Annotated in this window: 25 protein-coding genes; 14 read left to right on the top strand and 11 right to left on the bottom strand. The window is 59.7% G+C overall.

What is annotated here, in order from left to right:
• Positions 1–10 precede the first annotated feature (10 nt).
• On the top strand, positions 11–2,005 hold the full coding sequence (gene tkt / locus FHU12_RS03185; protein ID WP_141967373.1) for a transketolase: 1,995 nt from the start codon (positions 11–13) through the stop codon (positions 2,003–2,005).
• 50 nt (positions 2,006–2,055) lie between these two features.
• Here tkt and nudK read toward each other — a convergent pair whose 3' ends face one another.
• Positions 2,056–2,631, bottom strand: coding sequence for a GDP-mannose pyrophosphatase NudK (gene nudK / locus FHU12_RS03180; RefSeq protein ID WP_141967371.1), 576 nt, complete (start codon positions 2,629–2,631; stop codon positions 2,056–2,058).
• Between the two features lie 386 nt (positions 2,632–3,017).
• On the opposite strand from nudK, the gene narQ reads away from it, so the two are divergent.
• Positions 3,018–4,688, top strand: a complete 1,671-nt coding sequence (narQ, locus tag FHU12_RS03175; RefSeq protein WP_141967369.1) for a nitrate/nitrite two-component system sensor histidine kinase NarQ — start codon at positions 3,018–3,020, stop codon at positions 4,686–4,688.
• A gap of 161 nt (positions 4,689–4,849) precedes the next feature.
• Positions 4,850–5,482 (top strand): response regulator, encoded by a 633-nt coding sequence (locus tag FHU12_RS03170; RefSeq protein ID WP_141967367.1) that lies wholly within the window; start codon positions 4,850–4,852, stop codon positions 5,480–5,482.
• 32 nt (positions 5,483–5,514) lie between these two features.
• Here the strand turns inward: FHU12_RS03170 and FHU12_RS03165 are convergent, their stop codons facing one another.
• Positions 5,515–5,793, bottom strand: coding sequence for a winged helix-turn-helix domain-containing protein (locus FHU12_RS03165; RefSeq protein ID WP_004941750.1), 279 nt, complete (start codon positions 5,791–5,793; stop codon positions 5,515–5,517).
• A gap of 293 nt (positions 5,794–6,086) precedes the next feature.
• On the opposite strand from FHU12_RS03165, the gene acrD reads away from it, so the two are divergent.
• A complete protein-coding gene (acrD, locus tag FHU12_RS03160) occupies positions 6,087–9,224 on the top strand; it encodes a multidrug efflux RND transporter permease AcrD (RefSeq protein ID WP_141967365.1) in 3,138 nt (1,045 codons plus the stop codon).
• A gap of 126 nt (positions 9,225–9,350) precedes the next feature.
• On the opposite strand, the gene ypfM is transcribed toward acrD, so the two are convergent.
• Positions 9,351–9,410 carry a protein YpfM gene (ypfM, locus tag FHU12_RS03155; protein ID WP_100396732.1) on the bottom strand — a complete coding sequence of 20 codons (60 nt, stop codon included), beginning with the start codon at positions 9,408–9,410 and terminating at the stop codon, positions 9,351–9,353.
• A 216-nt stretch (positions 9,411–9,626) separates the two neighbouring features.
• Between ypfM and FHU12_RS03150 the strand changes: the two genes are divergently transcribed.
• Both FHU12_RS03150 and FHU12_RS03145 read left to right on the top strand, forming a co-directional pair.
• Positions 9,627–10,106, top strand: a complete 480-nt coding sequence (locus FHU12_RS03150; RefSeq protein WP_141967363.1) for a tetratricopeptide repeat protein — start codon at positions 9,627–9,629, stop codon at positions 10,104–10,106.
• Positions 10,107–10,115: 9 nt separating this feature from the next.
• The gene (locus FHU12_RS03145; RefSeq protein WP_141967361.1) at positions 10,116–10,547 is read left to right on the top strand and encodes a GNAT family N-acetyltransferase; all 432 of its coding nucleotides are present in this window, start codon (positions 10,116–10,118) and stop codon (positions 10,545–10,547) included.
• 7 nt (positions 10,548–10,554) lie between these two features.
• Here the strand turns inward: FHU12_RS03145 and FHU12_RS03140 are convergent, their stop codons facing one another.
• Positions 10,555–10,980: a GNAT family N-acetyltransferase gene (locus FHU12_RS03140; RefSeq protein ID WP_141967359.1), complete on the bottom strand. Its 426-nt coding sequence runs from the start codon at positions 10,978–10,980 to the stop codon at positions 10,555–10,557.
• Between the two features lie 531 nt (positions 10,981–11,511).
• Between FHU12_RS03140 and FHU12_RS03135 the strand changes: the two genes are divergently transcribed.
• From FHU12_RS03135 to FHU12_RS03115, 5 genes are all read left to right on the top strand, one after another.
• Positions 11,512–12,063, top strand: coding sequence for a helix-turn-helix transcriptional regulator (locus FHU12_RS03135; protein WP_038873648.1), 552 nt, complete (start codon positions 11,512–11,514; stop codon positions 12,061–12,063).
• A 254-nt stretch (positions 12,064–12,317) separates the two neighbouring features.
• Positions 12,318–12,704 carry an ArsC family reductase gene (locus FHU12_RS03130; RefSeq protein WP_141967357.1) on the top strand — a complete coding sequence of 129 codons (387 nt, stop codon included), beginning with the start codon at positions 12,318–12,320 and terminating at the stop codon, positions 12,702–12,704.
• Positions 12,701–13,828: a succinyl-diaminopimelate desuccinylase gene (gene dapE / locus FHU12_RS03125; RefSeq protein ID WP_141967355.1), complete on the top strand. Its 1,128-nt coding sequence runs from the start codon at positions 12,701–12,703 to the stop codon at positions 13,826–13,828. The genes FHU12_RS03130 and dapE overlap by 4 nt, the downstream gene beginning before the upstream one ends.
• Complete coding sequence (locus tag FHU12_RS03120) at positions 13,825–14,499, top strand: M15 family metallopeptidase (protein WP_141967354.1); 675 nt, start codon at positions 13,825–13,827, stop codon at positions 14,497–14,499. Before dapE ends, FHU12_RS03120 begins: the two co-directional genes overlap by 4 nt.
• 2 nt (positions 14,500–14,501) lie before the next feature.
• Positions 14,502–14,687 carry a YpfN family protein gene (locus tag FHU12_RS03115; protein ID WP_004941720.1) on the top strand — a complete coding sequence of 62 codons (186 nt, stop codon included), beginning with the start codon at positions 14,502–14,504 and terminating at the stop codon, positions 14,685–14,687.
• 30 nt (positions 14,688–14,717) lie between these two features.
• Here FHU12_RS03115 and ypfH read toward each other — a convergent pair whose 3' ends face one another.
• From ypfH to dapA, 6 genes are all read right to left on the bottom strand, one after another.
• Positions 14,718–15,407: an esterase gene (ypfH, locus tag FHU12_RS03110; protein ID WP_141967352.1), complete on the bottom strand. Its 690-nt coding sequence runs from the start codon at positions 15,405–15,407 to the stop codon at positions 14,718–14,720.
• A gap of 120 nt (positions 15,408–15,527) precedes the next feature.
• Positions 15,528–17,540, bottom strand: a complete 2,013-nt coding sequence (locus FHU12_RS03105; RefSeq protein WP_141967350.1) for a tRNA(Met) cytidine acetyltransferase TmcA — start codon at positions 17,538–17,540, stop codon at positions 15,528–15,530.
• A gap of 56 nt (positions 17,541–17,596) precedes the next feature.
• The gene (gene ypfJ, locus FHU12_RS03100; RefSeq protein WP_043140420.1) at positions 17,597–18,463 is read right to left on the bottom strand and encodes a KPN_02809 family neutral zinc metallopeptidase; all 867 of its coding nucleotides are present in this window, start codon (positions 18,461–18,463) and stop codon (positions 17,597–17,599) included.
• Between the two features lie 209 nt (positions 18,464–18,672).
• Positions 18,673–19,386 carry a phosphoribosylaminoimidazolesuccinocarboxamide synthase gene (gene purC, locus FHU12_RS03095; RefSeq protein WP_033635498.1) on the bottom strand — a complete coding sequence of 238 codons (714 nt, stop codon included), beginning with the start codon at positions 19,384–19,386 and terminating at the stop codon, positions 18,673–18,675.
• Between the two features lie 170 nt (positions 19,387–19,556).
• Entirely contained in the window at positions 19,557–20,609 is a 1,053-nt protein-coding gene (bamC, locus tag FHU12_RS03090) for an outer membrane protein assembly factor BamC (RefSeq protein WP_033644004.1), read from the bottom strand.
• Between the two features lie 16 nt (positions 20,610–20,625).
• A complete protein-coding gene (gene dapA / locus FHU12_RS03085; protein ID WP_004941701.1) occupies positions 20,626–21,507 on the bottom strand; it encodes a 4-hydroxy-tetrahydrodipicolinate synthase in 882 nt (293 codons plus the stop codon).
• Between the two features lie 110 nt (positions 21,508–21,617).
• Here dapA and FHU12_RS03080 point away from each other — a divergent pair, with 110 nt between their 5' ends.
• Positions 21,618–22,223 (top strand): glycine cleavage system transcriptional repressor, encoded by a 606-nt coding sequence (locus FHU12_RS03080; protein ID WP_369783268.1) that lies wholly within the window; start codon positions 21,618–21,620, stop codon positions 22,221–22,223.
• 2 nt (positions 22,224–22,225) lie between these two features.
• The gene (bcp, locus tag FHU12_RS03075; RefSeq protein WP_025303830.1) at positions 22,226–22,690 is read left to right on the top strand and encodes a thioredoxin-dependent thiol peroxidase; all 465 of its coding nucleotides are present in this window, start codon (positions 22,226–22,228) and stop codon (positions 22,688–22,690) included.
• 44 nt (positions 22,691–22,734) lie between these two features.
• On the opposite strand, the gene FHU12_RS03070 is transcribed toward bcp, so the two are convergent.
• Positions 22,735–23,811: an AI-2E family transporter gene (locus tag FHU12_RS03070; RefSeq protein ID WP_141967348.1), complete on the bottom strand. Its 1,077-nt coding sequence runs from the start codon at positions 23,809–23,811 to the stop codon at positions 22,735–22,737.
• A gap of 853 nt (positions 23,812–24,664) precedes the next feature.
• On the opposite strand from FHU12_RS03070, the gene FHU12_RS03065 reads away from it, so the two are divergent.
• Positions 24,665–24,880, top strand: a complete 216-nt coding sequence (locus FHU12_RS03065; RefSeq protein ID WP_033644007.1) for a hypothetical protein — start codon at positions 24,665–24,667, stop codon at positions 24,878–24,880.
• Positions 24,881–24,885: the final 5 nt, after the last annotated feature.

Below are 24,885 nucleotides of genomic sequence, written 5' to 3'. Positions count from 1 at the left end.
GAGTTTCGTTATGTCTTCTCGTAAAGAGCTTGCCAACGCCATCCGCGCACTCAGCATGGACGCCGTACAAAAAGCAAATTCCGGCCACCCGGGTGCCCCTATGGGCATGGCGGACATCGCCGAAGTCCTGTGGCGTGACTACCTCAACCACAACCCGACTAACCCGCACTGGGCTGACCGCGACCGTTTCGTGCTCTCCAACGGCCACGGCTCCATGTTGATTTACAGCCTCCTGCACCTCACCGGCTACGACCTGCCGATGCGCGAGCTGGAAAACTTCCGTCAGCTGCACTCCAAAACCCCAGGGCACCCAGAGTACGGCTACACCCCAGGCGTTGAGACCACCACCGGCCCGCTGGGCCAGGGCATCGCCAACGCCGTCGGCTTCGCCATCGCCGAACGCACCCTGGCGGCGCAGTTCAACCGCCCGGGCCACGACATCGTTGACCACCACACCTACGCCTTCATGGGCGACGGCTGCATGATGGAAGGCATCTCGCACGAAGTCTGCTCCCTGGCCGGTACCCTCAAGCTCGGCAAGCTGACCGCTTTCTACGATGACAACGGCATCTCCATCGACGGCCACGTCGACGGCTGGTTCACCGACGACACCGCCCTGCGCTTCGAAGCCTACGGCTGGCACGTGGTGCGCAACGTCGACGGCCACAACCCGGACGCCATCAAGGCCGCGATTGAAGAAGCCCGCAAGGTGACCGACAAGCCATCGCTGCTGATGTGCAAGACCGTTATCGGCTTCGGTTCGCCGAACAAGGCCGGCACCCATGACGTGCACGGCGCCGCGCTGGGCGCCGCCGAAGTGGCCGCCACCCGCGAAGCGCTGGGCTGGAAATACGCCGCCTTTGAAATCCCGCAGGACATCTACGCCCAGTGGGACGCCAAAGAAGCCGGTCAGGCCAAAGAAGCGGCCTGGAACGACAAGTTCGCCGCCTACGCCAGGGCCTTCCCGGAGCAGGCTGCCGAGTTCAAGCGCCGCATGAACGGCGAGCTGCCGGCCGACTGGAAAGCCGACGCCAGGGCGTTCGTGGAAAAACTGCAGGCCAATCCGGCCAACATCGCCAGCCGCAAGGCGTCGCAGAACGCGCTGGAAGCGTTCGGCAAGGTGCTGCCGGAGTTCCTGGGCGGCTCCGCCGACCTGGCGCCGAGCAACCTGACCATGTGGTCCGGCTCGAAAGCGCTGAACGTTGACCCGGCGGGCAACTACATTCATTACGGCGTGCGCGAGTTCGGCATGACCGCCATCACCAACGGCATCGCGCTGCACGGCGGCTTCCTGCCGTATTCGGCGACCTTCCTGATGTTCGTGGAATACGCCCGCAACGCGGTGCGCATGGCGGCGCTGATGAAGCTGCGCAACGTGTTCGTCTACACCCATGACTCCATCGGTCTGGGCGAAGACGGCCCGACCCACCAGCCGGTGGAGCAGCTGGCGAGCCTGCGCGTGACCCCGAACATGAGCACCTGGCGTCCGTGTGACCAGGTGGAGTCGGCGGTGGCGTGGCAGTACGGCATCGAGCGCAACGACGGCCCGACCACCCTGGTGTTCTCGCGCCAGAACCTGACCCAGCAGCCGCGCACCGCAGAGCAGCTGGCGAACGTGTACCGCGGCGGCTACGTGCTGAAAGACTGCGCGGGCACGCCGGACGTCATCCTGATTGCCACCGGCTCTGAAGTGGGCATCACGGTGGAAGCGGCGGACACGCTGACCGCAGCGGGCCGCAAGGTGCGCGTGGTGTCGATGCCGTCGACCGACGCGTTCGACAAGCAGGATGCGGCGTACCGCGAGTCGGTGTTGCCGGCGGCGGTAACGGCGCGCGTGGCGGTGGAAGCGGGCATCGCGGACTACTGGTACAAGTACGTGGGCCTGAACGGCGCCATCGTGGGCATGACCACCTTTGGTGAGTCGGCGCCGGCGGAGCAGCTGTTCGCCGAGTTCGGCTTCACCGTGGACAACGTGGTGGCGAAGGCGCAGGCGCTGCTGAAGTAAGCGGCCTGGCGCAAGCCGATAAAAAAGCCGGTCATCGTGACCGGCTTTTTTTATGCCATCACCCGATGAATCTGCAAATATTGCAGCAGCATGATGGTCTTGCCGTCTTTAATGCGGCCGTCGGCGATCATCGCCACCGCTTCACTGAACGGCAGTTCGATCACTTCGATATCTTCATCTTCAATGCCGCCGCCGGCCGCGCGCCGCTCATCGTCATGGTATTCGGCGATAAAGAAGTGCACGATCTCGGTCACGCCGCCCGGCGACATGTAGGCTTCGAAGATTTTCTTGACCTCGCCCACCTGAAAACCGGTCTCTTCCACCGCTTCGCGGCGCGCGCACTGCTCCGGGGAATCGGCGTCCAGCAGGCCGGCGCAGGCCTCGAGCAGCATGCCGCTTTCGTTGCCGTTGACATAGGTCGGCATACGGAACTGATTGGTCAGCACCACCGTGCCCTTGGCGCGGTTGTACAGCAAAATGGTGGCGCCGTTGCCGCGATCGTAGACCTCGCGCACCTGTTGCACCGAACCGCCGTTTTTGCGTTTCAGATCGAACGTGTACTTGTGCAGCACATACCAGTTGTTCGACAGCAGCTCTTTCTTCACATTCTCAATTTTCGACGACATGACCCTTTTCCCTTGAGTTACAACCTGAAGATCATACCGCGATTACGCCGCGCTGCGGCAGACGATTTGCAACAAAACATCATCGCTCCCAGCCGGACAAGCCGGGACTTAATATTGCTTAAAATAATGAAAAATAAGTCGCGCTCAGGCGCATGACATTGCATAAAACCCAGTGCGATTCGCCACCCAAAGACAAATCGTCAGAGGAAACCGGCCCGCCGCTGAAAATCGACGAGCGTTTCGCTATTCATTTGATTACACGACGACAATTGTTCCCGTTTTGTTGACAACTTGATACAAATCGCGGTGCATTTTAGTTGCAAAAGTTATAGTTTTGCTTTCGAATGAAACTGGCGAAGCGCCTCACCTGAGAGAAGGATCCGTGATTGCTTGTTAAACGTTCCGTGACCGGCAGCCTGGCTAGAGCGCTGTTCGGCATCGTGATACTGTCGGTGCTCGCCACCGGGCTGGCGTTGACCACCGTCGCCGGCAGCCAGAGCGACGCCGAAGCGATCAATATCGCCGGTTCGCTGCGCATGCAAAGCTACCGGCTGGCTTTCGATCTCGACCAGCAGAGCCCGGAGCTGCACCTGCAGCAGTACCGGCACTCTTTACAGGCGCCTGCGCTGCAAAACCTGGCGCGGTTTTACGTACCGGCCGAGGTGCGGAATCACTATCTGGCGCTGCAACGGGCATGGCAAACGATGGAGCGGCAGATCCGCGACGGGCAGGCGGCCGCCTACCGGGCGGAGGTCGCCGGTTACGTCAACCGCGTCGATCATTTCGTTTCCGCCCTGCAGCGCTATTCCGAGTTGAAACTCACCCTGGTGGCCGCCGTCAGCGTGCTCGGTTACGCCGCCATCATCGGTCTGGTGCTGTTTTGCATTCGTTTTATGCGCCGCCAGGTGGTCACGCCGCTGCAGCATCTGGTCGACGCCAGCCAGCGCGTGCAACAGCGTGATTTTCGCCACCCGCAGCTGGACGTGGCGCTGCCGAACGAGCTCGGCGTGCTGTCGCAAACCTTCAGCGCCATGTCGGACGAGCTGGCCCGGCTCTATCAGTCGCTGGAGCTGAAAGTGCAGGAGAAGACCCAGCGCCTGCAGCAGGCCAACGAAACGCTGGAAGTGCTTTATCGCTGTTCGCAGGCGCTGAGCGAGCGCCAGATCGATCAGCAGGCGTTCGAAAATGTGCTGCGCATCGTGCGCCAAAGCGAACGGCTGCGCTGCATTCGGCTGAACGTGGCGGACGACCACGGCCAGTGGCAACTGAGCGAAGGGGAAGCGGCGCCGACGCAGGCCTGGAACACGCTGCCGATCACCCAGAGCGACAAACCGCTGGGCGAGCTGCGTTGGCAACCCGAGGCACACCCGCCGCATCCTCATCTGATGCAGAGCCTGGCCAACATGTTGGGCCGCGGCGTCTACTTCAACCGGGCGCAAAAGCAGCACCAATATTTGCTGTTGATGGAGGAGCGCGCGACCATCGCCCGCGAGCTGCACGATTCGCTGGCGCAGACGCTGTCGTTCCTGCGCATTCAGCTTACGCTGCTCAGGCGCGCCACCGATGCCCCGGCGGCGCAGGCGATTATCGACGATTTCGATCGCACGCTGGCCGATGCCTATCGCCAACTGAGGGAATTACTGGCCACCTTCCGTCTCAATATTCAGGAGGCGGACCTGAACGCCGCGCTGGAGCAGCTGTTGCAGCCATTAAAGGCGCTAACCACCGCGCGGATTCAGTTACACTGTCGGCTGCCCTCGCAGGCGCTCAATGCCCAGCAGCAGGTGCACGCGCTACAGATCGTGCGCGAGGCGGTGCTCAATGCCGTCAAGCACGCCGGGGCGAACGAAATAATCCTGTGTTGCGAAGTCAACGCCGCAGGCGACAACGTATTCAGCATTATCGATGACGGTTGCGGCATCGCCAGTCTGGAGGAACCGGAAGGGCACTACGGTTTGACCATCATGAGCGAACGCGCGGCGCGATTGGGAGGAACGCTGCACATTCGGCGCAGAAGCGGCGGCGGCACGGCGGTCTGCCTGACATTCCCGCCCTGACCTCGCGGCTGTTCACTTTGCGTTACGGCTGCCGCCGGGCAGAAGGCCGCCCGGGGAGGTTTGCGGCGAAGATTGCCGCTATTTTTGAAGAGACAGTCCCACTGTGAAGCACGCCCCAGGGCGCGTTTGAGTGGCTTTACTTGCTACAGGGAGCATATTTCATGGTGATGAAGCAATACCGAGTCATGATCGTTGACGATCATCCGTTGATGCGGCGCGGCATCAAACAACTGCTGGGACTGGATGCGCGATTTGGCGTGGTGGCAGAGGCCGGCAACGGCAGTGAGGCGGTTGCGCTGGCACTGCAGCACACGCCGGACGTGATCTTGTTGGATCTGAACATGAAGGGCATGTCCGGGCTGGATACGCTGCGGGCTCTGCGCGACGAGGGCGTGGACGCACGCATCATCGTGCTGACGGTTTCCGACGCCCGCAGCGATCTGTATGCGCTGATCGACGCCGGCGCCGACGGCTACCTGCTGAAAGACAGCGAACCGGAACAGCTGCTGGAACACATCAGCGCCGCCGCCGAAGGGCAGAACGTGATAAGCGACGCCATAGCCGACTATTTGCTGGCGCGCGGCGAGCAACGCGATCCCTTCGCCGCCTTGACCGAACGCGAATTGGACGTCTTGCAAGAGGTGGCGCGCGGCCTGTCCAACAAGCAGGTGGCGGCGCAGTTGCATATCTCTGAAGAAACCGTGAAGGTGCACATCCGCAACATACTGCGCAAGCTGGACGTGCGTTCGCGCGTGGCGGCGACGGTGATGTACCTGGAGCACAAAAGTCAATGATCGCCCCGCCCCGGCCGATGCGCCGGGGCAGCTTACTCGATGGCGCTGAGCAGCGCCTGATGATGCTGGTGCACCCAGCTCTTGTTGAACGGCCCCCAGCTTTCCAACTGATAAAAACCGTCGTTGTTGCGCACGCCCTGCTGCACGAACTGCAGCTCGACCCCCATGCCGGGCAGCGCTTTCAGCACATCCTGCAACGTGCGGCGCGGCCAGCCGGTCAGCGCCATCAACCGCGGCACATTGGGCCGCTCACTGTGGCTGATCAGCCAGCACAAATAAAGCCGACGGGCAAATACCGGGTTAATTCCCATGCCAAGCTCCTGCTGTAAGGTAAGTCCAGTTTTTACTTTCCGGTTCCCTGCGGCGAAGAGATACGCAAGGCCTTTGATAGTAATAAAAATGTCTTAATAGCGTACAATTACCGACGCCAATGCACCCGCGCCGTTTTCCGCTACCGTTATTTACACTATCTCCTTTTTTTCTCCACGCTTTCCTCGGCTATCCCGAGTAAAGTGCAATAGCGCCGGAATCCTTCCCTGCCGCTGAAATGCATAATTCTGATGCGTTTTAAAGATAGAACAAGTCATAACGAGGTTCGCGCTGCATGGCCAATTTTTTTATTGATCGCCCGATTTTCGCCTGGGTGCTGGCAATTATTCTTTGCCTGACCGGGGCGTTGGCGATTTCTTCCCTACCGGTAGAACAATACCCGAATTTGGCGCCGCCGAACGTGCGCATCAGCGCAACTTACCCAGGTGCTTCGGCGCAAACGCTGGAAAACACCGTTACCCAAATCATTGAACAGAATATGACCGGCCTCGACAACATGATGTATATGTCGTCGCAGAGCACCAATACCGGCCAGGCCACCGTCACGCTGACGTTCGAAGCCGGCACCGATCCCAACGAGGCGATGCAGCAGGTGCAAAACCAGCTGCAGGCGGCGATCAAACGACTGCCGCAGGCGGTGCAGAATCAGGGGGTCACGGTGTCGAAATCCGGCGACACCACGCTGATGATGGTGGCGTTCGTCTCCACCGACAACAGCATGGACAAGCAGGACATCGCCGATTACATCGTCTCCAACCTGCAGGATCCGCTCAGCCGCATCAACGGCGTCGGCAGCATGGACGTGTACGGCTCGCAATACGCCATGCGCATCTGGCTCGATCCCAACAAGCTCAACAGCTACCAGCTCACGACCCAGGACGTGGTCAAGGCCATTCAGTCGCAGAACGCCCAGGTGGCGGTCGGCCAGCTGGGCGGCACGCCGTCGGTCGACAAGCAAGCGCTGAACGCCACCATTAACGCCCAGTCGCAGCTCCAGACGCCGGAACAGTTCCGCCAGATCACCCTTCGGGTCAATCAGGACGGCTCGCTGGTGACGCTGGGCAACGTCGCCACCGTCGAACTGGGCGGCGAGAACTACAACTACCTCAGCCGCTACAACGGCATGCAGGCCGCGGGCATGAATATCAAGTTGGCCTCCGGCGCCAACGAGCTGCAGACCGACCAGTTGGTGAAGGACAAGATCGCAGAGCTGTCGCAGTACTTCCCGCACGGGCTGGAGGCCAAAGTGGCCTATGAAACCACCCCGTTCGTCAAAGCCTCGATCAAGGACGTGGTGAAAACGCTGCTGGAAGCCATCCTGCTGGTGTTTCTGGTGATGTACCTGTTCCTGCAGAATTTCCGCGCCACGCTGATCCCCACCATCGCCGTGCCGGTGGTGCTGATGGGCACCTTCGCCATCCTTTCCGCCTGCGGCTTCAGCATCAACACCCTCACCATGTTCGCCATGGTGCTGGCGATCGGCCTGCTGGTGGACGACGCCATCGTGGTGGTGGAAAACGTCGAACGCGTGATGAGCGAGGAAGGCCTGCCGCCGCGTGAAGCCACGCGCAAATCCATGGGGCAAATCCAGAGCGCGCTGGTCGGCATCGCGCTGGTGCTGTCGGCGGTGTTCGTGCCGATGGCGTTCTTCGGCGGCACCACCGGCGCCATCTATCGCCAGTTCTCCATCACCATCGTCTCCGCCATGGTGCTGTCGGTGCTGGTGGCGATGATCCTGACCCCGGCTCTGTGCGCCACGCTGCTAAAACCGATCGCCAAGGGGCACCATCACGGCAAGCGCGGCTTCTTCGGCTGGTTCAACCGCATGTTCAACCGCAACGCCGAACGCTATGAGCGCGGCGTGGGGCGGATCCTGCACGCCAGCGGCCGCTACATGGTGATTTATTTGCTGTTGCTCGGCGGCATGGCGCTACTGTTCATCAAGCTGCCGACCTCGTTCCTGCCGCAGGAAGACCGCGGTATCTTCACCGTTCAGGTGCAGCTGCCGTCGGGCTCGACCCTGCAGCAAACCTCTAAAGTGGTGGAAAAGGTTGAGCAGTACTTCCTCACCGAAGAGAAACAGGATGTGGTGTCGGTGTTCGCCATCATCGGCTCCGGCCCGGGCGGCAACGGCCAAAACGTGGCGCGTCTGTTCGTGCGATTGAAAGACTGGGATCTGCGCACCTCGGGCGCCAACAGTTCGTTCGACATCATCGATCGCGCCACCCTGGCGTTCAACAAGATTAACGAAGCGCGGGTGATCGCCAGCAGCCCGCCGGCGATCACCGGCCTCGGCAACGCCTCCGGCTTCGATATGGAGTTGGAAGACCACGCCGGGCTCGGCCACGCCAAACTGATGGCAGCGCGCGATCAACTGCTGCAGCTGGCCGGGCAAAACCCGCTGCTGTCGCGCGTGCGCCACAACGGCCTGGACGACAGCCCACAGCTGCAAATCGATATCGATCAGCGCAAGGCTCAGGCGCTGGGCGTGTCGATCGACGACATCAACAATACCCTCTCTACCGCCTGGGGCTCGACCTACGTCAATGATTTCGTCGACCGCGGCCGGGTGAAAAAAGTCTACGTGCAGGCCGCAGCGCCGTTCCGCATGCTGCCGGATGACATCAACAAATGGTATGTACGCAACAGCGCAGGCGGCATGGTGCCGTTCTCGGCCTTCGCCACCTCGCACTGGGAATACGGCTCACCGCGGCTGGAGCGCTATAACGGCAGCTCGGCGCTGGAGATCGTCGGCGAGGCGGCCAACGGCGTCAGCACCGGCACCGCCATGGCGGAAATGGAGAAGCTGGTCAGCCAATTGCCGACCGGCTTTGGCCTGGAATGGACCGCGATGTCCTATCAGGAACGGCTGTCCGGTTCGCAGGCGCCGGCGCTGTACGCCATCTCGCTGCTGGTGGTGTTCCTGTGCCTGGCGGCGCTGTATGAGAGCTGGTCGATTCCGTTCTCGGTGATGCTGGTGGTGCCGCTGGGGGTGATCGGCGCGGTCGCCGCCACCTGGCTGCGCGGGCTGGAGAACGACGTTTATTTCCAGGTCGGCCTGTTGACCATCATTGGGCTGTCGGCGAAAAACGCCATTCTGATCGTCGAGTTCGCCAATGAGTTGAACCATAAAGGGCAGGATCTGATGTCCGCGACGCTCGACGCCTCACGCATGCGTCTGCGGCCGATCCTGATGACCTCGTTGGCGTTTATCTTCGGCGTGCTGCCGATGGCCACCAGCAGCGGCGCCGGTTCCGGCAGTCAGCATGCGGTCGGCACCGGGGTCATGGGCGGCATGATCTCCGCCACCCTGCTGGCCATTTTCTTCGTGCCGCTGTTCTTCGTGCTGGTGCGCCGCCGTTTCCCGGGTAACGCGCATCCGGCAGGCAATACGACGGGCGCCGGGGACTGAATCGCAGGGGATAAAAAAAGCAGCGTCGGGTAGCCGATGCTGCTTTTTCTGAACGATAATTTTCGTTCCCAAGGTGTTTCAGTGACGTTCCAATGACTCAACCTTGCCATCTGCTTCAACGCTGTGTCAGTTGCCCAACATCTCATCAATGAAGTCTTTCCAGTTTCCTAATTCACGATCAACCATAATACTTTACAACCTCAATTATTTGACGAAGCGGATTCTACGCCTGTTTTTTGACCATGTGAAGGGAAACGGGAACGATGCCGGGCCCGGAAACCGGGGCTAGCGCACATTTTCGTATTTATCTGATCAATACTCAGTGCAGCTATTCCCTTGTGATATCAATTTCTCCACGATAGCGTGTAAAAGGTATAAAAATACGCCAATGGAGCGCCGATCATGCCCACCTCTTTGTCTCTTTCACAGCTGAAAACGCAGGGCCGCTATCAGGAAGCCACTGCACTGGCGCTACGGCAGCTGGCGACAGAGCCGGAAGCAGCGATGCTGCACTTTCAGCTGGCCTGTCTGTATGACGTACAGGGTCTGGAGCAACAGGCCATTCCCTGTTACCTCGCGGCGCTGGCCCGCGATTTGCCGCCCGCCCAGCGCCGCGAGGCCTGGCTGGGCCTCGGCAGCACCTACCGCGCCTTGGGAGAATACCCGGCTTCGCTGCGGGCTTTCGACGACGGCCTGACCGAGTTCCCGCAGGCCAACGAGCTGATGCTGTTTCGCGCCATGGCGCTGTACAACCTGGGTGAAAATAAACGGGCCGTGGCCGATCTGTTGTTGCTGTTGGCGGACACCTCGTCAGACCCCGACATCCGCGGCTATCAGTGCGCCATTCGGCACTATGCCGCCGATCTCAATCTTATTGGTTAGAGGAAAACGATGGAAATTGTCACCGACCTGAACCGCCGCGCCATCGACTGGCAGCGGCTGTGCGAATTGCTGGAGGCCGCCGGGCTGGGCAAGCGCGATCCGCACACCTTGCGGCGCGTTTACCAACACAGCCAGTTTTGCTACTGGGGATTTATCGGCGACGAGCTGATCGCCACCGCGCACGCCATTAGCGATCTGACCTCGGTAGCCTACCTGGCTGACGTGGCGATCGATCCGCGCTTTCAGGGACAGGGGTTGGGGCGCCGGCTGATGGATAAGGTAATGCAAGATCTGGCGCCGCTCGGCAAGATTTTCATCTATTCGGTGCCGGAAAAACTGGCCTTTTATAAAAAATACGGCTTTCACGATTTGACCACCGGCATGGTGTATGCGGACGGCGCAGCCCTGCAGCGCCTGCAACAGGGAGGCTACGTGCGTTAAACGCGCATCACAAGGTTTTGCTCATAAAGATGCGGCTGGTTCCCGGCGGCAAGCAAGGCACTTCACCCATGCGTTGCCAGCCATGCCGTTGATAAAAGTCCGGCGCCTGAAAGCTGATGGTGTACAACACGGCGGAAAGGCAACCGCGCCGGCGGCCTTCCTGTTCGAAACGGCGCAACAGTTCGCTGCCCAGCCCCGCGCCGCGCAGTGCTTCCGGCAGATAAAAGAGATCGAGAAACAGCAGGCCTAATGATGAGCGCCCGGTAATTCCCCCCAGAACTTTCCCGCTATCGGGTTCCTTTACCACCACTGCCAGCGGCCGGCGATCGCCGTAGCCGATATATTCATCGTTAAAACGGTCCAACCCGTCCGCGATACAGGAGGTTATTTCCTGCGTTATCCGTTCGGAAATTTCGATATGACATTCTTTCACGCTAACTCTCCGTATGAATCACCCACGAACGCACTCTGACCACAGCTTAAAACATCGCGTTTTCTTTGTTTAGAATTATCTTTATCTCAATTTCTACGTTAATTTTTGCACGACCTCAGCGCCGACTTTACTGACGATTAAAGTAAAGCCACGCATCGTGATAAATCCAAGAAAAATCTTAGTTATTAATTCGTTAAATTAAAATCATCGCCATCAAATGATCGTCAAAAACGATCGTTTTTATAATTTTGATAGCCTGCATCTATGTTAATTCCTTTCAATCGCCGGGGTATTAATAGAAGATGTCTATTCTATGAATCTTGCCTTACTTAAAAATTCGGTTGAAAAAAAGATTTACTCTTTATAAATCATGCTAGTATGTAGCCCTCCCTGCAAAGCTCGCGCCCAGATAACGCTCATTCGTTTGCGGTGCAAGATAAGTTCAACATGAAATTATTTATATTATTTCTTTTTTTATGTTTTAAGATATCGCTCCTCACCGGGAAATAGAAAGTAAAGGACTATAATAAAATGGAAATTGATATTTTCAGCGAGTGTGCCTATACCACCGTCGGCATCCGACAACTCATTAAGCAAACTTGGGCGGAAAAACGCGCACCGGCCGGCTTTAGCCGCAAAAGAGTCTGCTTTATCGATGTCACCATCGCCAATTTTGAAGCACGTTACCGCGATGAATATGCCAACCCCAACACCTACAAAATAGTCATTATCACCGACTGCCCGCATGAAATGGTGATTGTTGACAGAAAGACCATTATATTATCAAACCTTATATCATTGAGTCGTTTTAGCCACCTGATCGGCGACTTATATAAACGTTACAGCCACTATACCGAGCCGCCGCAACTGTCCCAGCGCGAGTCGCTTTTCCTTTCGGAATGGTCGACGGGAAAATCGCTGGCCGACATCAGCAGCGCCATGAATATCAGAAATAAAACCGCCAATCATTACAAGTCACGAATAATGAAAAAACTCGGCGCCAGCCGGATAAAACCGCTATTGCACATTACCCGCGTGCGCTGTTTAACCGATCGTTTAAACATAAGAATAAATAAAGAGTAACGTCCTCTTCTTCAGATCCGCATTTGCGGCTGGACGCATTCGCCGGTATCTCTTCGAGAGCACCGCCGGCGAAGGCAGCGGCTCCGCCACGTTGCCTCCCCTCTCCCAGGCACCCAATCGCACCTCACCCGCATCGTTGTCTGGATCTCGCCGCCGCTTTACTGGCATTATCTCTGCTATCGCCGGGCGGCGAGAGGGCCAAAGATCGCGCCCGCCGCTCAGTATCGACTCGACGAGACAGGTAGCTTTACGCCATGGCAAACAAACCGCAACAGACAACGCTGACGATGTACGGCATCAAAAACTGCGACACCATCAAAAAAGCCCGCCGCTGGCTGGAAGATCAGGGCGTGGCCTATCATTTTCACGACTACCGCGCCGACGGCCTGACCGAACAGCAGCTGCGCGGTTTCGTCGCGCAACTGGGTTGGGAACCGCTACTCAATACTCGCGGCACCACCTGGCGCAAGTTGGATGAAGCGCAACGCAACGCCTGCGATAACGCCGATGCCGCCATCGCGCTGATGCTGGCGCAGCCGGCGATCATCAAACGCCCGCTGCTGGACGACGGCAACGGCCACGCCCTGCTCGGTTTCAACGCCGACGCTTACCAGCAATTTATCGCCGAGGTTGCCGTATGACTTGCCCGGTTATCGAACTGGCCCAGCAGCTGATTAAACGCCCTTCCCTCAGCCCAAATGACGAAGGTTGCCAGCAGCTGATGATCGATCGCCTGCAGGCGATCGGTTTCACCGTCGAGGCGATGGACTTCGAAGACACCCAAAACTTCTGGGCCTGGCGCGGCGAAGGGCAAACCCTGGCGTTTGCCGGGCATACCGACGTGGTGCCGACCGGCGATGAAAAGCGTTGGGATAACCCGCCGTTTGAACCGGCGATCCGCGACGGCATGCTGTATGGCCGCGGTGCGGCAGACATGAAAGGCTCGTTGGCCGCAATGGTGGTGGCCGCAGAACGCTTTGTCGCCGCCAACCCGAATCACCAGGGCCGCCTGGCTTTTCTGATCACCTCCGACGAAGAGGCCAGCGCCACCCACGGCACGGTTAAAGTGGTCGAAACGCTGATGGCGCGCAACGAGCGCCTGGATTACTGCCTGGTCGGCGAGCCGTCCAGCACCGAGCGCGTCGGCGACGTGGTGAAAAACGGCCGACGCGGCTCCATCACCGCCAACCTGCACATTCACGGCGTGCAGGGGCACGTTGCCTATCCGCACCTGGCGGACAACCCGGTGCACCGCGCCATGCCGGCGCTGAATGAACTGGTGGCGATCGAATGGGATCGCGGCAACGAGTTTTTCCCGCCGACCAGCATGCAGATCGCCAACGTACAGGCCGGCACTGGCAGCAACAACGTGATCCCGGGCGATTTTTACGTCCAGTTCAACTTCCGTTTCAGCACCGAACTCACCGACGCGATGATTAAACAGCGCGTAGAAGAGCTGCTGGAGCGCCACCAGTTGAATTACAGCATCGAGTGGCGACTGTCCGGCCAACCGTTCCTCACCTCGCGCGGCGCGCTGGTGGATGCGGTGGTCAACGCCGTCGAGCACTATTCTGAATTGACGCCGCAGCTGCTGACCACCGGCGGCACCTCCGACGGCCGCTTCATCGCGCAGATGGGCGCGCAGGTGGTGGAACTGGGGCCGGTCAACGCCACCATCCACAAGGTCAACGAATGTGTCAACGCCGCGGATCTGCAGCTGCTGAGCCGCATGTATCAACGCATCATGGAGCAATTGGTCGCATGATCAACGCAGAGATGCTCACCGGCCGCTCAACCGAACACCTGGCGCCGCTGAGCGCGAACCACCGCCTGCAGCCGCAGGCGGTCAACGCCTTCCTGGCGATGCAGCAGGCGGCGCGTGAGGCGGGATTCGATCTCCAGCCCGCCAGCACCTTCCGCGATTTCGACCGGCAGTTGGCTATCTGGAATGGCAAATTCTGCGGCCAGCGGCCAGTATTAGATAAGGACAGCCGCCCGATAGACGTTGCGCCGCTGTCCGCCGCCGAGCGCTGTGAAGCGATCCTGCGCTGGTCGGCCCTGCCGGGCGCCAGCCGCCATCACTGGGGCAGCGATCTCGACGTGTATGACCCGTCGCTGCTGCCGGAAGGGCAAAAGCTGCAGCTGGAGCCGTGGGAATACGAAGAAGGCGGTTACTTTGCGCCGCTCAACCAGTGGCTGACGGCGCATATGGCCGAATTCGGTTTCTATCGCCCCTTTACCGAAGACAGCGGTGGCGTGGCGGTAGAGCCGTGGCATCTGAGCTACCGGCCGCTGGCGCAAGAAGCCGAGCATTTGCTGACCCCGGCCCTGTTGCTGGCGGCCTGGCAAGATAAGGAGGTCGCCGGTGCCGAATGGCTCGAACGCCATCTGCCATCGATTTTTTCGCGTTTTATACGCAGTGAAGGAAAGGAGTAGCTATGCAATGGTTAGCTGATTACTGGTGGATTATCCTGCTGGTTCTGGTGGGAATGGTCGTCAGCGGCATCAAGGAACTGCGCCGCGTTGACGTGAAAAGCTATCTGGCCAACAAGCCGGAGATACCGCCGCACCGCGACAATAACGCCCAGTGGGATGACGAAGACGACTGGCCGAAAAAGAAATGATATCAGGGCGCTCATCGGCGCCCTGAGTTTTTAGCGAAAGGCGATCATCTCGCCGTGCTTGCCGGACAACGCCTCATCCCAGTAGCGCTGCGGCACATAATAATGCAGCCTTTCCAGCGCGGCGTTCATCATGCCCTGGTTGATGGCGTGCCCGACGTTTTCCTCCACGTCCAGCGTGAAATCGGCGCCGCCGGCCCGTAGCGCTTCCGCCGCCGCGTGAGCATGTTGCACCGCGATCACCGCGTCCTTTTCACCGTGGATCAAATGCACCACGCTGTCGCCGAAAGCCTGCTCAGGCAGCTGGGCGAAACGCCCGCTGAACGCGACCACACGCCCGGCCAGCCGGGTTTCCGCTTTTAACGCCTCCAGCGCCATGATCGCCCCCTGCGAGAATCCCACCAGGGCAGTGCTGGCATAACCCACGCCGCTCAGCTGCTGCCAATGACGCACCACCGCCACAAACTGCGGCATCACGTCTGCGATGCGGGCCATACGGTTCTCTTCGGTCACGTCCTGCACCGAAAACCACTGGCGCCCGGCGCCGTTGCCAAACGCTTCAGGGCCACCTATGCTCACCACCTGGGCCTGAGGAAAGTCTTTGGCGAAGTAACTGCCGATCTCTCCCATCGCCACCGGGTTGTCGCCGACACCGTGAAACAGCAAGATCAGCTGCGCCGCCGGGGTCGCCGGGCTTTGGACAACGAAATGCTCATGTTTCATCGATGACTCCTTAATAGTAACCAAACCTGGTGCGGCGACGCTCGCCGCCACACCGCTGACAGTGACTATACGCCATTGAGAAATCGGGAAAATCGGGTTTTATTGAGCGAGTTATTCAATTTATTGCAACGACTGCGCCCAGTCGCGCCAGTAGCGGCAGTGCTGCGCATTCAACTGTTCCAGCGCCTGCGCCGCTTCGTGTCGCCAATGCCGCAGCAAGGCTTTCTGACCGCTGACGCCCGCCAGCTCCGCGCAGACCGCCGGGGATTGCCGCCGTTGCAGATGGCCGCGCAGCGCGGGCAGCGGCAAATTGCTGGCCAACAGCAAACGCTGCAATGCTCCCAGGCTGGCCTCCAGCGGCCGATGGGCGAAAGCGAACCCGGCCAGCTCACGCCAGTCCTCTTCGCCGAGCGGCGTGTCGCCGTCGTCGCCCGGGATCGCCAGCGCGAGCTCGATGCGCTGCCGCAGCCAGGGCCAGTCGCGCGCCAGATGCTTGTGCGCCGCGTGCCGCAGCGCCTCTCCTTGCTCGCTCAAGGGTAAGATAGCCATCGCGGTATAACAGCCGCTGCTGGCCTCCGGTTTGCTGCCGATGCGCACCAGCTCGAAACCGCAGGATTGCCAAAAGCGCCACAGCGGCTCGGTATAGCCGAAGCTGACCGACAGGAAATCCAACCCTTGCGCCTGACGGCGTTGCCGTTCGACCAGCTGACGCGCGATGCCCTGCCGCCGCAACGCCGGCAACGTCGCGATGCGGGTAATGCGCCGTGAATGCAGCGTCGGCGCCCACCATTGGCCGCCATGCGCCGCCAACGACTGCGCCACCAGGTTGCCGCGCGGCCGACGGCGTCCGGCCCACACGTCGTGCGCCAACTCGGCGCTCAACCCGCCTTCGTCCACCAGCCACACGGCGCCGACCACCTCCTGTTCGGCCTGCGCCAGCCCGAAATGCATGCCGGGCGCATCCATCAACCTGCGCAAATCCAGCGGCGAGGTGCGGTAATGCGCGCTGCTCAGCAGAGCATAGAAACGCGCCAGCCGCTGCGGGTCGGCGCACAGTTCACGCTGCTCCGCCTGGCTGTAATCGATCGCCTGGCCGTCCGCCGGCCAGGCGGGCAGCTCGTTGAACAACAGGGCATTGTCCGTTATCCGTTCCAGCGCATCCCCCTGCGCCCAACGCATCGGCTGTTGCAGGCTCAGTGCCTGATAGGACGGCAGCCCGGCGCAAAACTTCAGCAGAAAACCGCGGCCGGTGCCTTCATAGCCCTGCACCGTGGTGGTCAGCAGCACGCGAGGGAAATAACCGATCAACTGCTGCAACAGCGGCGCGGGGATCGCCGCCGCCTCATCCACCAGCAGCCACCCCACGGCGCTGACGTCCCCCTCCCGGCACTGCGCCAGCAGGGCATCGGGCGCCCAGAACTGCGCGCGCCCCTGCGCCCATTCCCCGGCCACCTCAGTGGCGGCGCGGCTCGGCCCGGTTATCCAACAGGTCAGCGGCGACTGCGCCACCAGCATGCCGGCCAGCGTCGATTTGCCGCGGCCGCGGGCGGCGGTCAACACCCACACGCCGGATTCGGCCTGCAGCAGCGTCGTCAAGATCGCCTGTTGTTCCTCGGTCGGCCGGCCATCCGGCGGCTGCCATCCTTCACGCGCCGGCAGCGCGGCCAGCGTCAGGGGTTCATCCTGCCGCCAGATCGTCACTTCTCGGTCGTCGGCCAGATGATGCTGCAGATGGTGGATGAAATGCGGGGTGGTAATTGGCTGCGGGCAATCGCTCCAGCGCAGGCTGTCGCCGTCCGGCTGCTGCGGCCATTGCCGCCAGGGCGGTGTCAGCAACAGCAGCCAGCTGCCGGCGCGCAATGCGCCGCACAGCGCCGCCAACGCCTCCACGTCCAGCGACTGACCGGCGTCGAACACCGCGTGCAACCGTTCCTGCCCCAGCAATTGGCGCACTGCGCCGCTCGCCAACGCCGTCAGGCCGGGCGGCGGGTTTTCCCCCACCCACGGCCAGTCGCCCGGCAGCGTCGCCGCCAGCCGCTGCGCCTGTTCGCGGCACCAGTCGGGCTCACCGCTGAGCACCAGCAAACGCCGAATGCCCTGCCGCCGCATGAGTTGTTGCGCTGCCTGTAACATAAGGCTGTATCTCAATCCGAAAAAAATGCCGGAGTCAGGCTCCGGCACTTGAGGCGTTAACGGGATGCGAAGGTGTTGCAGGTATTGGGATCGCCGCTGTCGAAGCCCTGTTTAAACCAGGTGTAGCGCTGCTGCGAGGTACCGTGGGTGAAGCTGTCCGGCACGACGCGGCCCTGGCTCTGCTGCTGCAACCGATCGTCGCCAATCGCCTGCGCGGCGTTCAGCGCCGCCTGCAGATCGCCCTCTTCCAGCATCTGCTGCTTCTCGGCGTATTTGCCCCACACACCGGCGAAGCAGTCCGCCTGCAGCTCCATTTTCACCGACAGGCGGTTCACTTCCGCCTGGCTGGCACCCTGTTGCATCTGGCGCACCTTCGGCTCGATGCCCAGCAGGTTCTGCACGTGATGGCCGACTTCGTGCGCCACCACATAGGCCTGGGCGAAATCACCGCCGGCACCCAGCTTGGTTTTCATGTCCTGATAGAAAGACAGATCGATATATACCGTTCTGTCACCCGGGCAGTAGAACGGCCCCATCGCCGCCTGGCCGGTGCCGCAGCTGGTGCGCGTGACGCCGCGATACATCACCAGCTTCGGCGGTTGATAGGTTTTGCCCATGCGCTGGAAAATCTCTTTCCAGTTATCCTCGGTTGAGGCCAGTACCACAGAGGTGAATTTGGCCAGCTCATCGTCTTTCGGGCTGATGTTGGCGCTCTGCTGTTGACCCTGCGGTGCGACGTTACCGCCGTTCAATAGCGGCGACAGATCGATACCGTAATAGCCGGCCACCAGCACCACTACCAGAATGACAATGCCGCCCTTGCCACGCGGCACGCGAAAGCCGCCGCCACCGCCGCCCAAACCTGAAGATTGCCCGCGACGATCCTCAACATTGTCACTTTCCCGACGCCCTTGCCAACGCATAAATATACTCCAGATATTTCCCCTGCTCGTTGAAGTTGCGCCGCGATCGTAAGCGCAAAGGCAGCTTCAAGCCTGAGTGGGATAGGTTTTAGTCATCTCGCATCCATCATTATAAATGGTCTGCCGCGGAGGAAATGTAGAAATTTTCTGGAAAAACGCAGAATAGCGGGACGATCCGGCCGGATCGCCCCGAATGGCGGTGCCAACGCTTAGTCGAGCTTCACGCCGATGCGGCGCGCCACTTCTTCATAGGCTTCGATCAGGCCGCCCAGGCTTTGACGGAAACGGTCTTTGTCCATCTTGTCCAGGGTGTTTTTGTCCCACAGGCGGCTGCCGTCCGGCGAGAACTCATCGCCCAGTACCACTTCGCCGTTGAACAGGCCGAACTCCAGTTTGAAGTCCACCAGGATCAGGCCGGCGTCGTCGAACAGCTGGGTCAACACGTCGTTGGCGCGGTAGCTCAGCTCGCGCATGCGTGCCAGATGTGCTTTGCTCACCCAGCCAAAGGTTTCGCAGTAGGATTCGTTCACCATCGGATCGTGCATGGCGTCGTTTTTCAGGAACAGATCGAACAGCGGCGGGTTCAGCACCAGGCCTTCTTCGATACCCAGACGCTTCACCAGCGAACCGGCGGCGCGGTTGCGGATCACGCACTCCACCGGCACCATGTCCAGTTTCTTCACCAGCACTTCGTTGTCGGACAGCAGACGCTCCATCTGGGTCGGGATGCCGGCTTCTTCCAGTTTGCTCATGATGAAATGGTTGAACTTGTTGTTCACCATGCCTTTGCGATCGAACTGCTCAATGCGCTGACCATCCAGTGCTGACGTATCGTTGCGGAACTCCAACACCAACAGATCGGGATTCTCGGTGGTGTAAACGGTTTTTGCCTTTCCGCGATACAGCTCAGCTAGCTTTTGCATCTTACTTACTCCAGTGATGTATCCCCGTTGTCTCCCGAGCGCGGCCCGAAATTAGGGGGTATAGAATTGACCTAATGAATTCTTTGGCGTGCCGGACACTATTGTGCCAAACCTGCGACGCAAACGATACCGTATAGACAAAACAAAAAGGGGCCGAGGCCCCTTTTTGATTATTTAACGCTGGTTTTACTGAAGGCAGACTGGAATGCCGCCACCAGTGCGTCGTTTTTCGACTGGGTGAGCGGTTTGCCTTTCGGATCGATAAATTGCAGGCTGGTGCGGTTGTTGAGATCGCCGACCTGCAGCTTGTAATCCCCTTCTGCCAGTTCAGGGTCCTTGACGCCCAACGCATCCCAATCGCTGCTGCTCAGGGACTTGTAGGTCACGGCGACGGTGCCCTGCGGACGGCTGCGGTCACCCACTTTCATCCCCAGTTTTTCGAGCGCCGGCGGCAGGCGATCCCACACCACGGTGTACGGGCCGCGTACCACCAGCATCGGCAGGCCGGTGTCATCGGCGCCGCTCTGCACATCCAGCGCGCCGAAGCGGCTGGCGGTCTGGCTGCTCGCCAGGTTGTCCTGCTTGTCCAGGCCTTCGATCAGGGTGTTGATCATCATGCCGTTGTAGCGCTGAATCTCAGACTGGTCGGTCACCTGCTCGGTCTTGCCCTGCTGCTGCAGGCCAACGCTTTTCACCACCAGCGCCTGCTGGTAGCCCTGTTGCTGCACGCTGATCTGATAACGGCCTTCGTACTGGTTGTCTTCGTCCAGACGGTTCCACTTCACCCAGTCGGTGGTCAGGGTCTGACCGGCGTCCTGGCGGGAAGCGATCGCGATGTTCTTCGCCTGCAGCAGGCTGACCACGCGCGACCACAGGTTCTGGTTCTGCGGGCTGTTTTCCAGCAGCAGCGTGCCGCTGTCGCCGGCGTATTGCGCGCGTGAACCGCTCAGCAGCGCCAACGGCTGCACCGGCGGACGAATGTCCAGCTGCTTGCCGACGTTGCCTTGCAGCGTCGTGGCGGGAACGTCATAGTTGCCGCTCTGCACCGGCAGGATCATGCCGGACGGCGCGTTCAGCGCCTTGAGCGGAGCCGCGTCGAGGTAAGCCTCGTCGCCGCTGACCTGGCGCTTGTAGCGCTGATCGCTGCTGCAGGCTGCCAGCATCATCACCAATGAGATGCCCACTACTTTTGCTACCGTCGACTTTTGCAATGAATAAGCCATCAAATTTCCCTTAGAGTTACAGCAAACCGACGCTTTTCAGCGCGCGCTCCACCACCGGGCGGGCGGCTTCGCTCAACGGCGTCATCGGCAGACGCAGCGTATCGGTTGCCATCAATCCCAACGCCTTACAGGCCCACTTCACCGGAATTGGGTTTGCTTCTACAAATAGATCCTGATGCAACGGCATCAAGCGCTGATTTAAGCGGCGCGCTTCGGCAAACTTGCCCTGCGCCGCCAGCGCGCAAAGTTCCGCCATCTCGCGCGCGGCCACGTTGGCCGTCACGGAAATCACCCCTTTGCCGCCCAGTTGCATGAAGTCCAGCCCGCTGGCGTCGTCGCCGCTCAGCAAAATGAAGTCTTCATCGTCAACCAGCACTTGGATCTGACTAACGCGACTTAAGTTCCCCGTCGCTTCTTTTACAGCAACAATATTCTTGATTTTCGCCAGCCGAGCGATGGTCGGCGGCAGCATGTCGCAGCCGGTGCGCGAAGGCACGTTATACAGGATCTGCGGCAGCTCGGTGCTCTCGGCGATCGCCTTGAAGTGCTGGTACAGCCCTTCCTGCGTCGGCTTATTGTAGTACGGCGTCACCGTCAGGCAGCCCACTACGCCGGTATTGGCGAAGCGGGTGGTGAGCGCGATGGCTTCGGCGGTGGCGTTGGCGCCGGTGCCGGCGATCACCGGGATGCGGCCGTCGGCCAACTCCAGCGTCTGCAGCACCACGTCAACGTGCTCGTCATGGGCAAGCGTTGCGGACTCGCCGGTGGTCCCTACGGAAACGATCGCCGCGGTGCCACTGGCTACATGATAATCGATCAATTTTTTTAGGCTCGCGCGATCGACAGCACCTTTGTCGTCCATCGGCGTAACCAGTGCAACAATACTTCCCGTAAACATTGGCCGTCCCCTCCACAAACAAGTCACTCATGGTACTTTTGCTGCCTATCCAAAAGCAAGCGCACAACCGCGTTGTAAGCGCTTGGCAGGCGGTTTTTTTTATGTTTACCATGGTAACCCCATTAAGCACGACAGGAAGCGCTATTTTGCCTCAGTCAGACGAACACTATCTCGTGATTACCGCGCTCGGCGCCGACCGCCCCGGAATCGTCAATACCATCACCCGCCACGTCAGCAGTTGCGGATGCAATATCGAAGATAGCCGTCTGGCCATGCTGGGGGAGGAGTTCACGTTCATCATGCTGCTGTCCGGCAGCTGGAACGCCATCACCCTGATCGAATCCACCCTGCCGCAAAAAGGCGCGGAGCTGGATCTGCTGATCGTGATGAAGCGCACAAACTCGCACGAAAGGCCGCCGATGCCGGCCACGGTGTGGGTACAGGTGGAAGTGAAGGACTCGCCGCACATCATCGAACGCTTTACCGATCTGTTCGACTCCAGCCAGATGAATATCGCCGAACTGGTCTCGCGCACGCAGCCGGCGGACGGCGACCTGCCGCCGCAGCTGTATATCCAAATCACCGCCCACAGCTCCGGCGATCGGGACGCCTCAAATATTGAGCAAGCCTTCCATCGCCTATGTACAGAATTGAACGCGCAAGGCAGTATTAGCGTGGTGAACTATCCACAGCATGATGAGAAAGATGGAGAGTAGTGATGAGCCCATTGAAAGCCGGTGACACAGCGCCGAAATTTAGTTTGCCTGACCAGGACGGTGAGGAAATTAATTTGGCCGACTTCCAGGGACAGCGAGTATTGGTCTATTTCTATCCGAAGGCGATGACGCCGGGCTGCACCGTGCAAGCCTGCGGCCTGCGGGACAACATGGACGAATTGAAAAAGGTCGGCGTCGAAGTGCTGGGCATCAGCACCGACAAACCGGAAAAACTGTCGCGCTTCGCCGAAAAGGAGCTGCTCAACTTCACGCTGTTGTCTGATGAAGATCATCAGGTATCGCAACAGTTTGGCGTGTGGGGCGAAAAAACCTTCATGGGCAAGACCTACGACGGCATTCACCGCATCAGTTTCCTGATCGATGCCAACGGCAAGATTGAAAAAGTGTTTGATGATTTCAAAACCACCAATCACCACGACATCGTTCTGAGCTACCTGCAGCAGTAATTCTCACGAAGCGCAGCGGCCTGCTGCGCTTCGTTTCTTCCCTGTCAGTCGGCCTTGTTTTCCACTTCGACCCGCAGTTCATCCGGCCAGGCATGGATCACCGCCTTCACCAGCGTCGCCAGCGGTATGGCGAAAAACACGCCCCAAAAGCCCCACATCCCGCCGAACACGATCACCGACAGGATAATCACCAGCGGATGCAGGTTGACCGCTTCGGAGAACAAAATGGGCACCAGCAGGTTGCCGTCCAGCCCCTGTACCACCAGATAGGCGACGATCAGCGTCCAGAAATCGGCGCCGACGCCCCACTGAAACAGCGCCACCACCACCACAGGAATGGTGACCAGCACCGCACCGATGTAGGGGATCAACACCGAGAAGCCCACCAGCACCGCCAGCAGCAGCGAGTAGCGCATGTCCAGCACGGCGAACACCAGGTAGGTCGCCACGCCGACAATCACCATCTCCAGCACCTTGCCGCGAATGTAGTTGGTGATCTGCTGATTCATCTCGTTCCAGACCTGCCCCGCCAGGCCGCGATTGCGCGGCAGCACGCGGCGCACCGCGTTCAGCAGCTGTTCTTTGTCCTTCAACAGGAAGAACATCATCATCGGCACCAGAATCAGGTAGATAGCCAACGTCAGCAGGCCGACCAGCGACGCCAGCGAGAATTTCACCACCGACTCGCCCATGCCGGACAGCCGGCTGCGCAGGTTTTCCGCCATCATGTCGATGATGCCGGCATCCACCAGCGCCGGGTAACGCTTCGGCAGCGTCGCGGCAAAGTTATAGAACTGGTTGAGCATGCCCGGCAGATCGCTCATCAGATTGATGCCCTGCTGCCAGGCGGTTGGCGCGACGACGAACACCAGCAGCATGGCAACGCCCGCGAACACCAGCAGCATGATACTCGCCGCCCAGGTGCGCGAACAGCCGATGCGCTGCAGGCGCGCGGTCGGCCACTCCAGCAGATAGGCCAGCACGATGGCGACCAGCAACGGGGTCAGAATGCCGTGCAGAAAATAGAGAATGAGGAAGCCGGCGACCAGGATCACCAGCAGCGCGATAGCCTGCGGATCGGTGAAGCGGCGGCGGTACCACTGTAATAACATCTCCAGCATCAGAGCGGGCTCCTCGAGATTTGGCGGGCGGGCATAGCGATTCCTGTGATGGGCCTGATTAAAGCATAGATAGAACGGGCGCACTCGAGGTGTGAAAAGCACTCAGAGTACTCAAAGTTGGCCATACATCAACAGCGATTTGGCTGATTTTATCGCGCCGGCGAGCGATTGGCGCAAAAATCCGCAGACGCGGCGACAGACTGGGTGAACGGCCCCGGACGGGGCCGTGGAAGATTACAGCGAGGCGCTGATGGAGAGGGGCGAACCAACCGCCAGTGCGAACAACAGCACACAGCCAATCGCGATCGCCGCCGCCAAATCATTTTTCATTGTCCCGTCCCTTGATGCTTGAAGTGATTATCGTCACGAACTCTGTCGGTTCTACGTTGACGGCCTTTGCCGATGCACATCATTAAAAACCCCCGCCTAAGCGGGGGAGAAGACGTTCTGGTGCATCAAGTATTACAAGGAGGTCATGAGGGATTGCTAACCCTAAATGACTATTTCAAGCTAGGATTATTCCCAGAACATGGCAAGCGATCGCGTCGAGGTTATCCGCACTTTGAGATAAACCTCATAAAAAAATCCCGCACGGCAGCGGGATGAAGGGATGATAACGTCATAAATTTTTTATGCGGACAATGAGGCGGTATTGTCGTCATTTGGCGACAATACCGCGCCGCCATGGCGGTCACAAGGGAAATTTGACCACCGTGAGGAAATCAGAATTTCGCCAATGCACGCGATCGCGCGCCAGTCAGCATCAACGAAAAAATGGGATTTTCGTCAGACAGCCGTCGAGCAAAAACCGGTAGCATGGCCGATATCATCCCAAATGCCGTAAGGGGGAAAGATGAACAGCAAACCGTGTGAATTTGATGAAGCCATCTGTCTGGCAATCGGGCGTGGCGTTTGCGAAGTCGTGAAGATAGGGGATGAAATCAGCGTCTTCTCCCTGTTGGAAGCTATCGAATGCTTCATCGAACGACAGGCGCTCAGCGAAAGCGAAATCGCGGCGGCGGACGACGCGCTGGATTTGATCAGCGTACTCACCCACCGGTCATGCTGAAAAAC

The sequence above is a fragment of the Serratia marcescens genome (assembly GCF_006715005.1).
GTDB classification, from domain to species: domain Bacteria; phylum Pseudomonadota; class Gammaproteobacteria; order Enterobacterales; family Enterobacteriaceae; genus Serratia; species Serratia montpellierensis.
The sequence above is the reverse complement of the archived record's forward strand: the minus strand, read 5'-3'. Positions and strand labels throughout refer to the sequence as shown.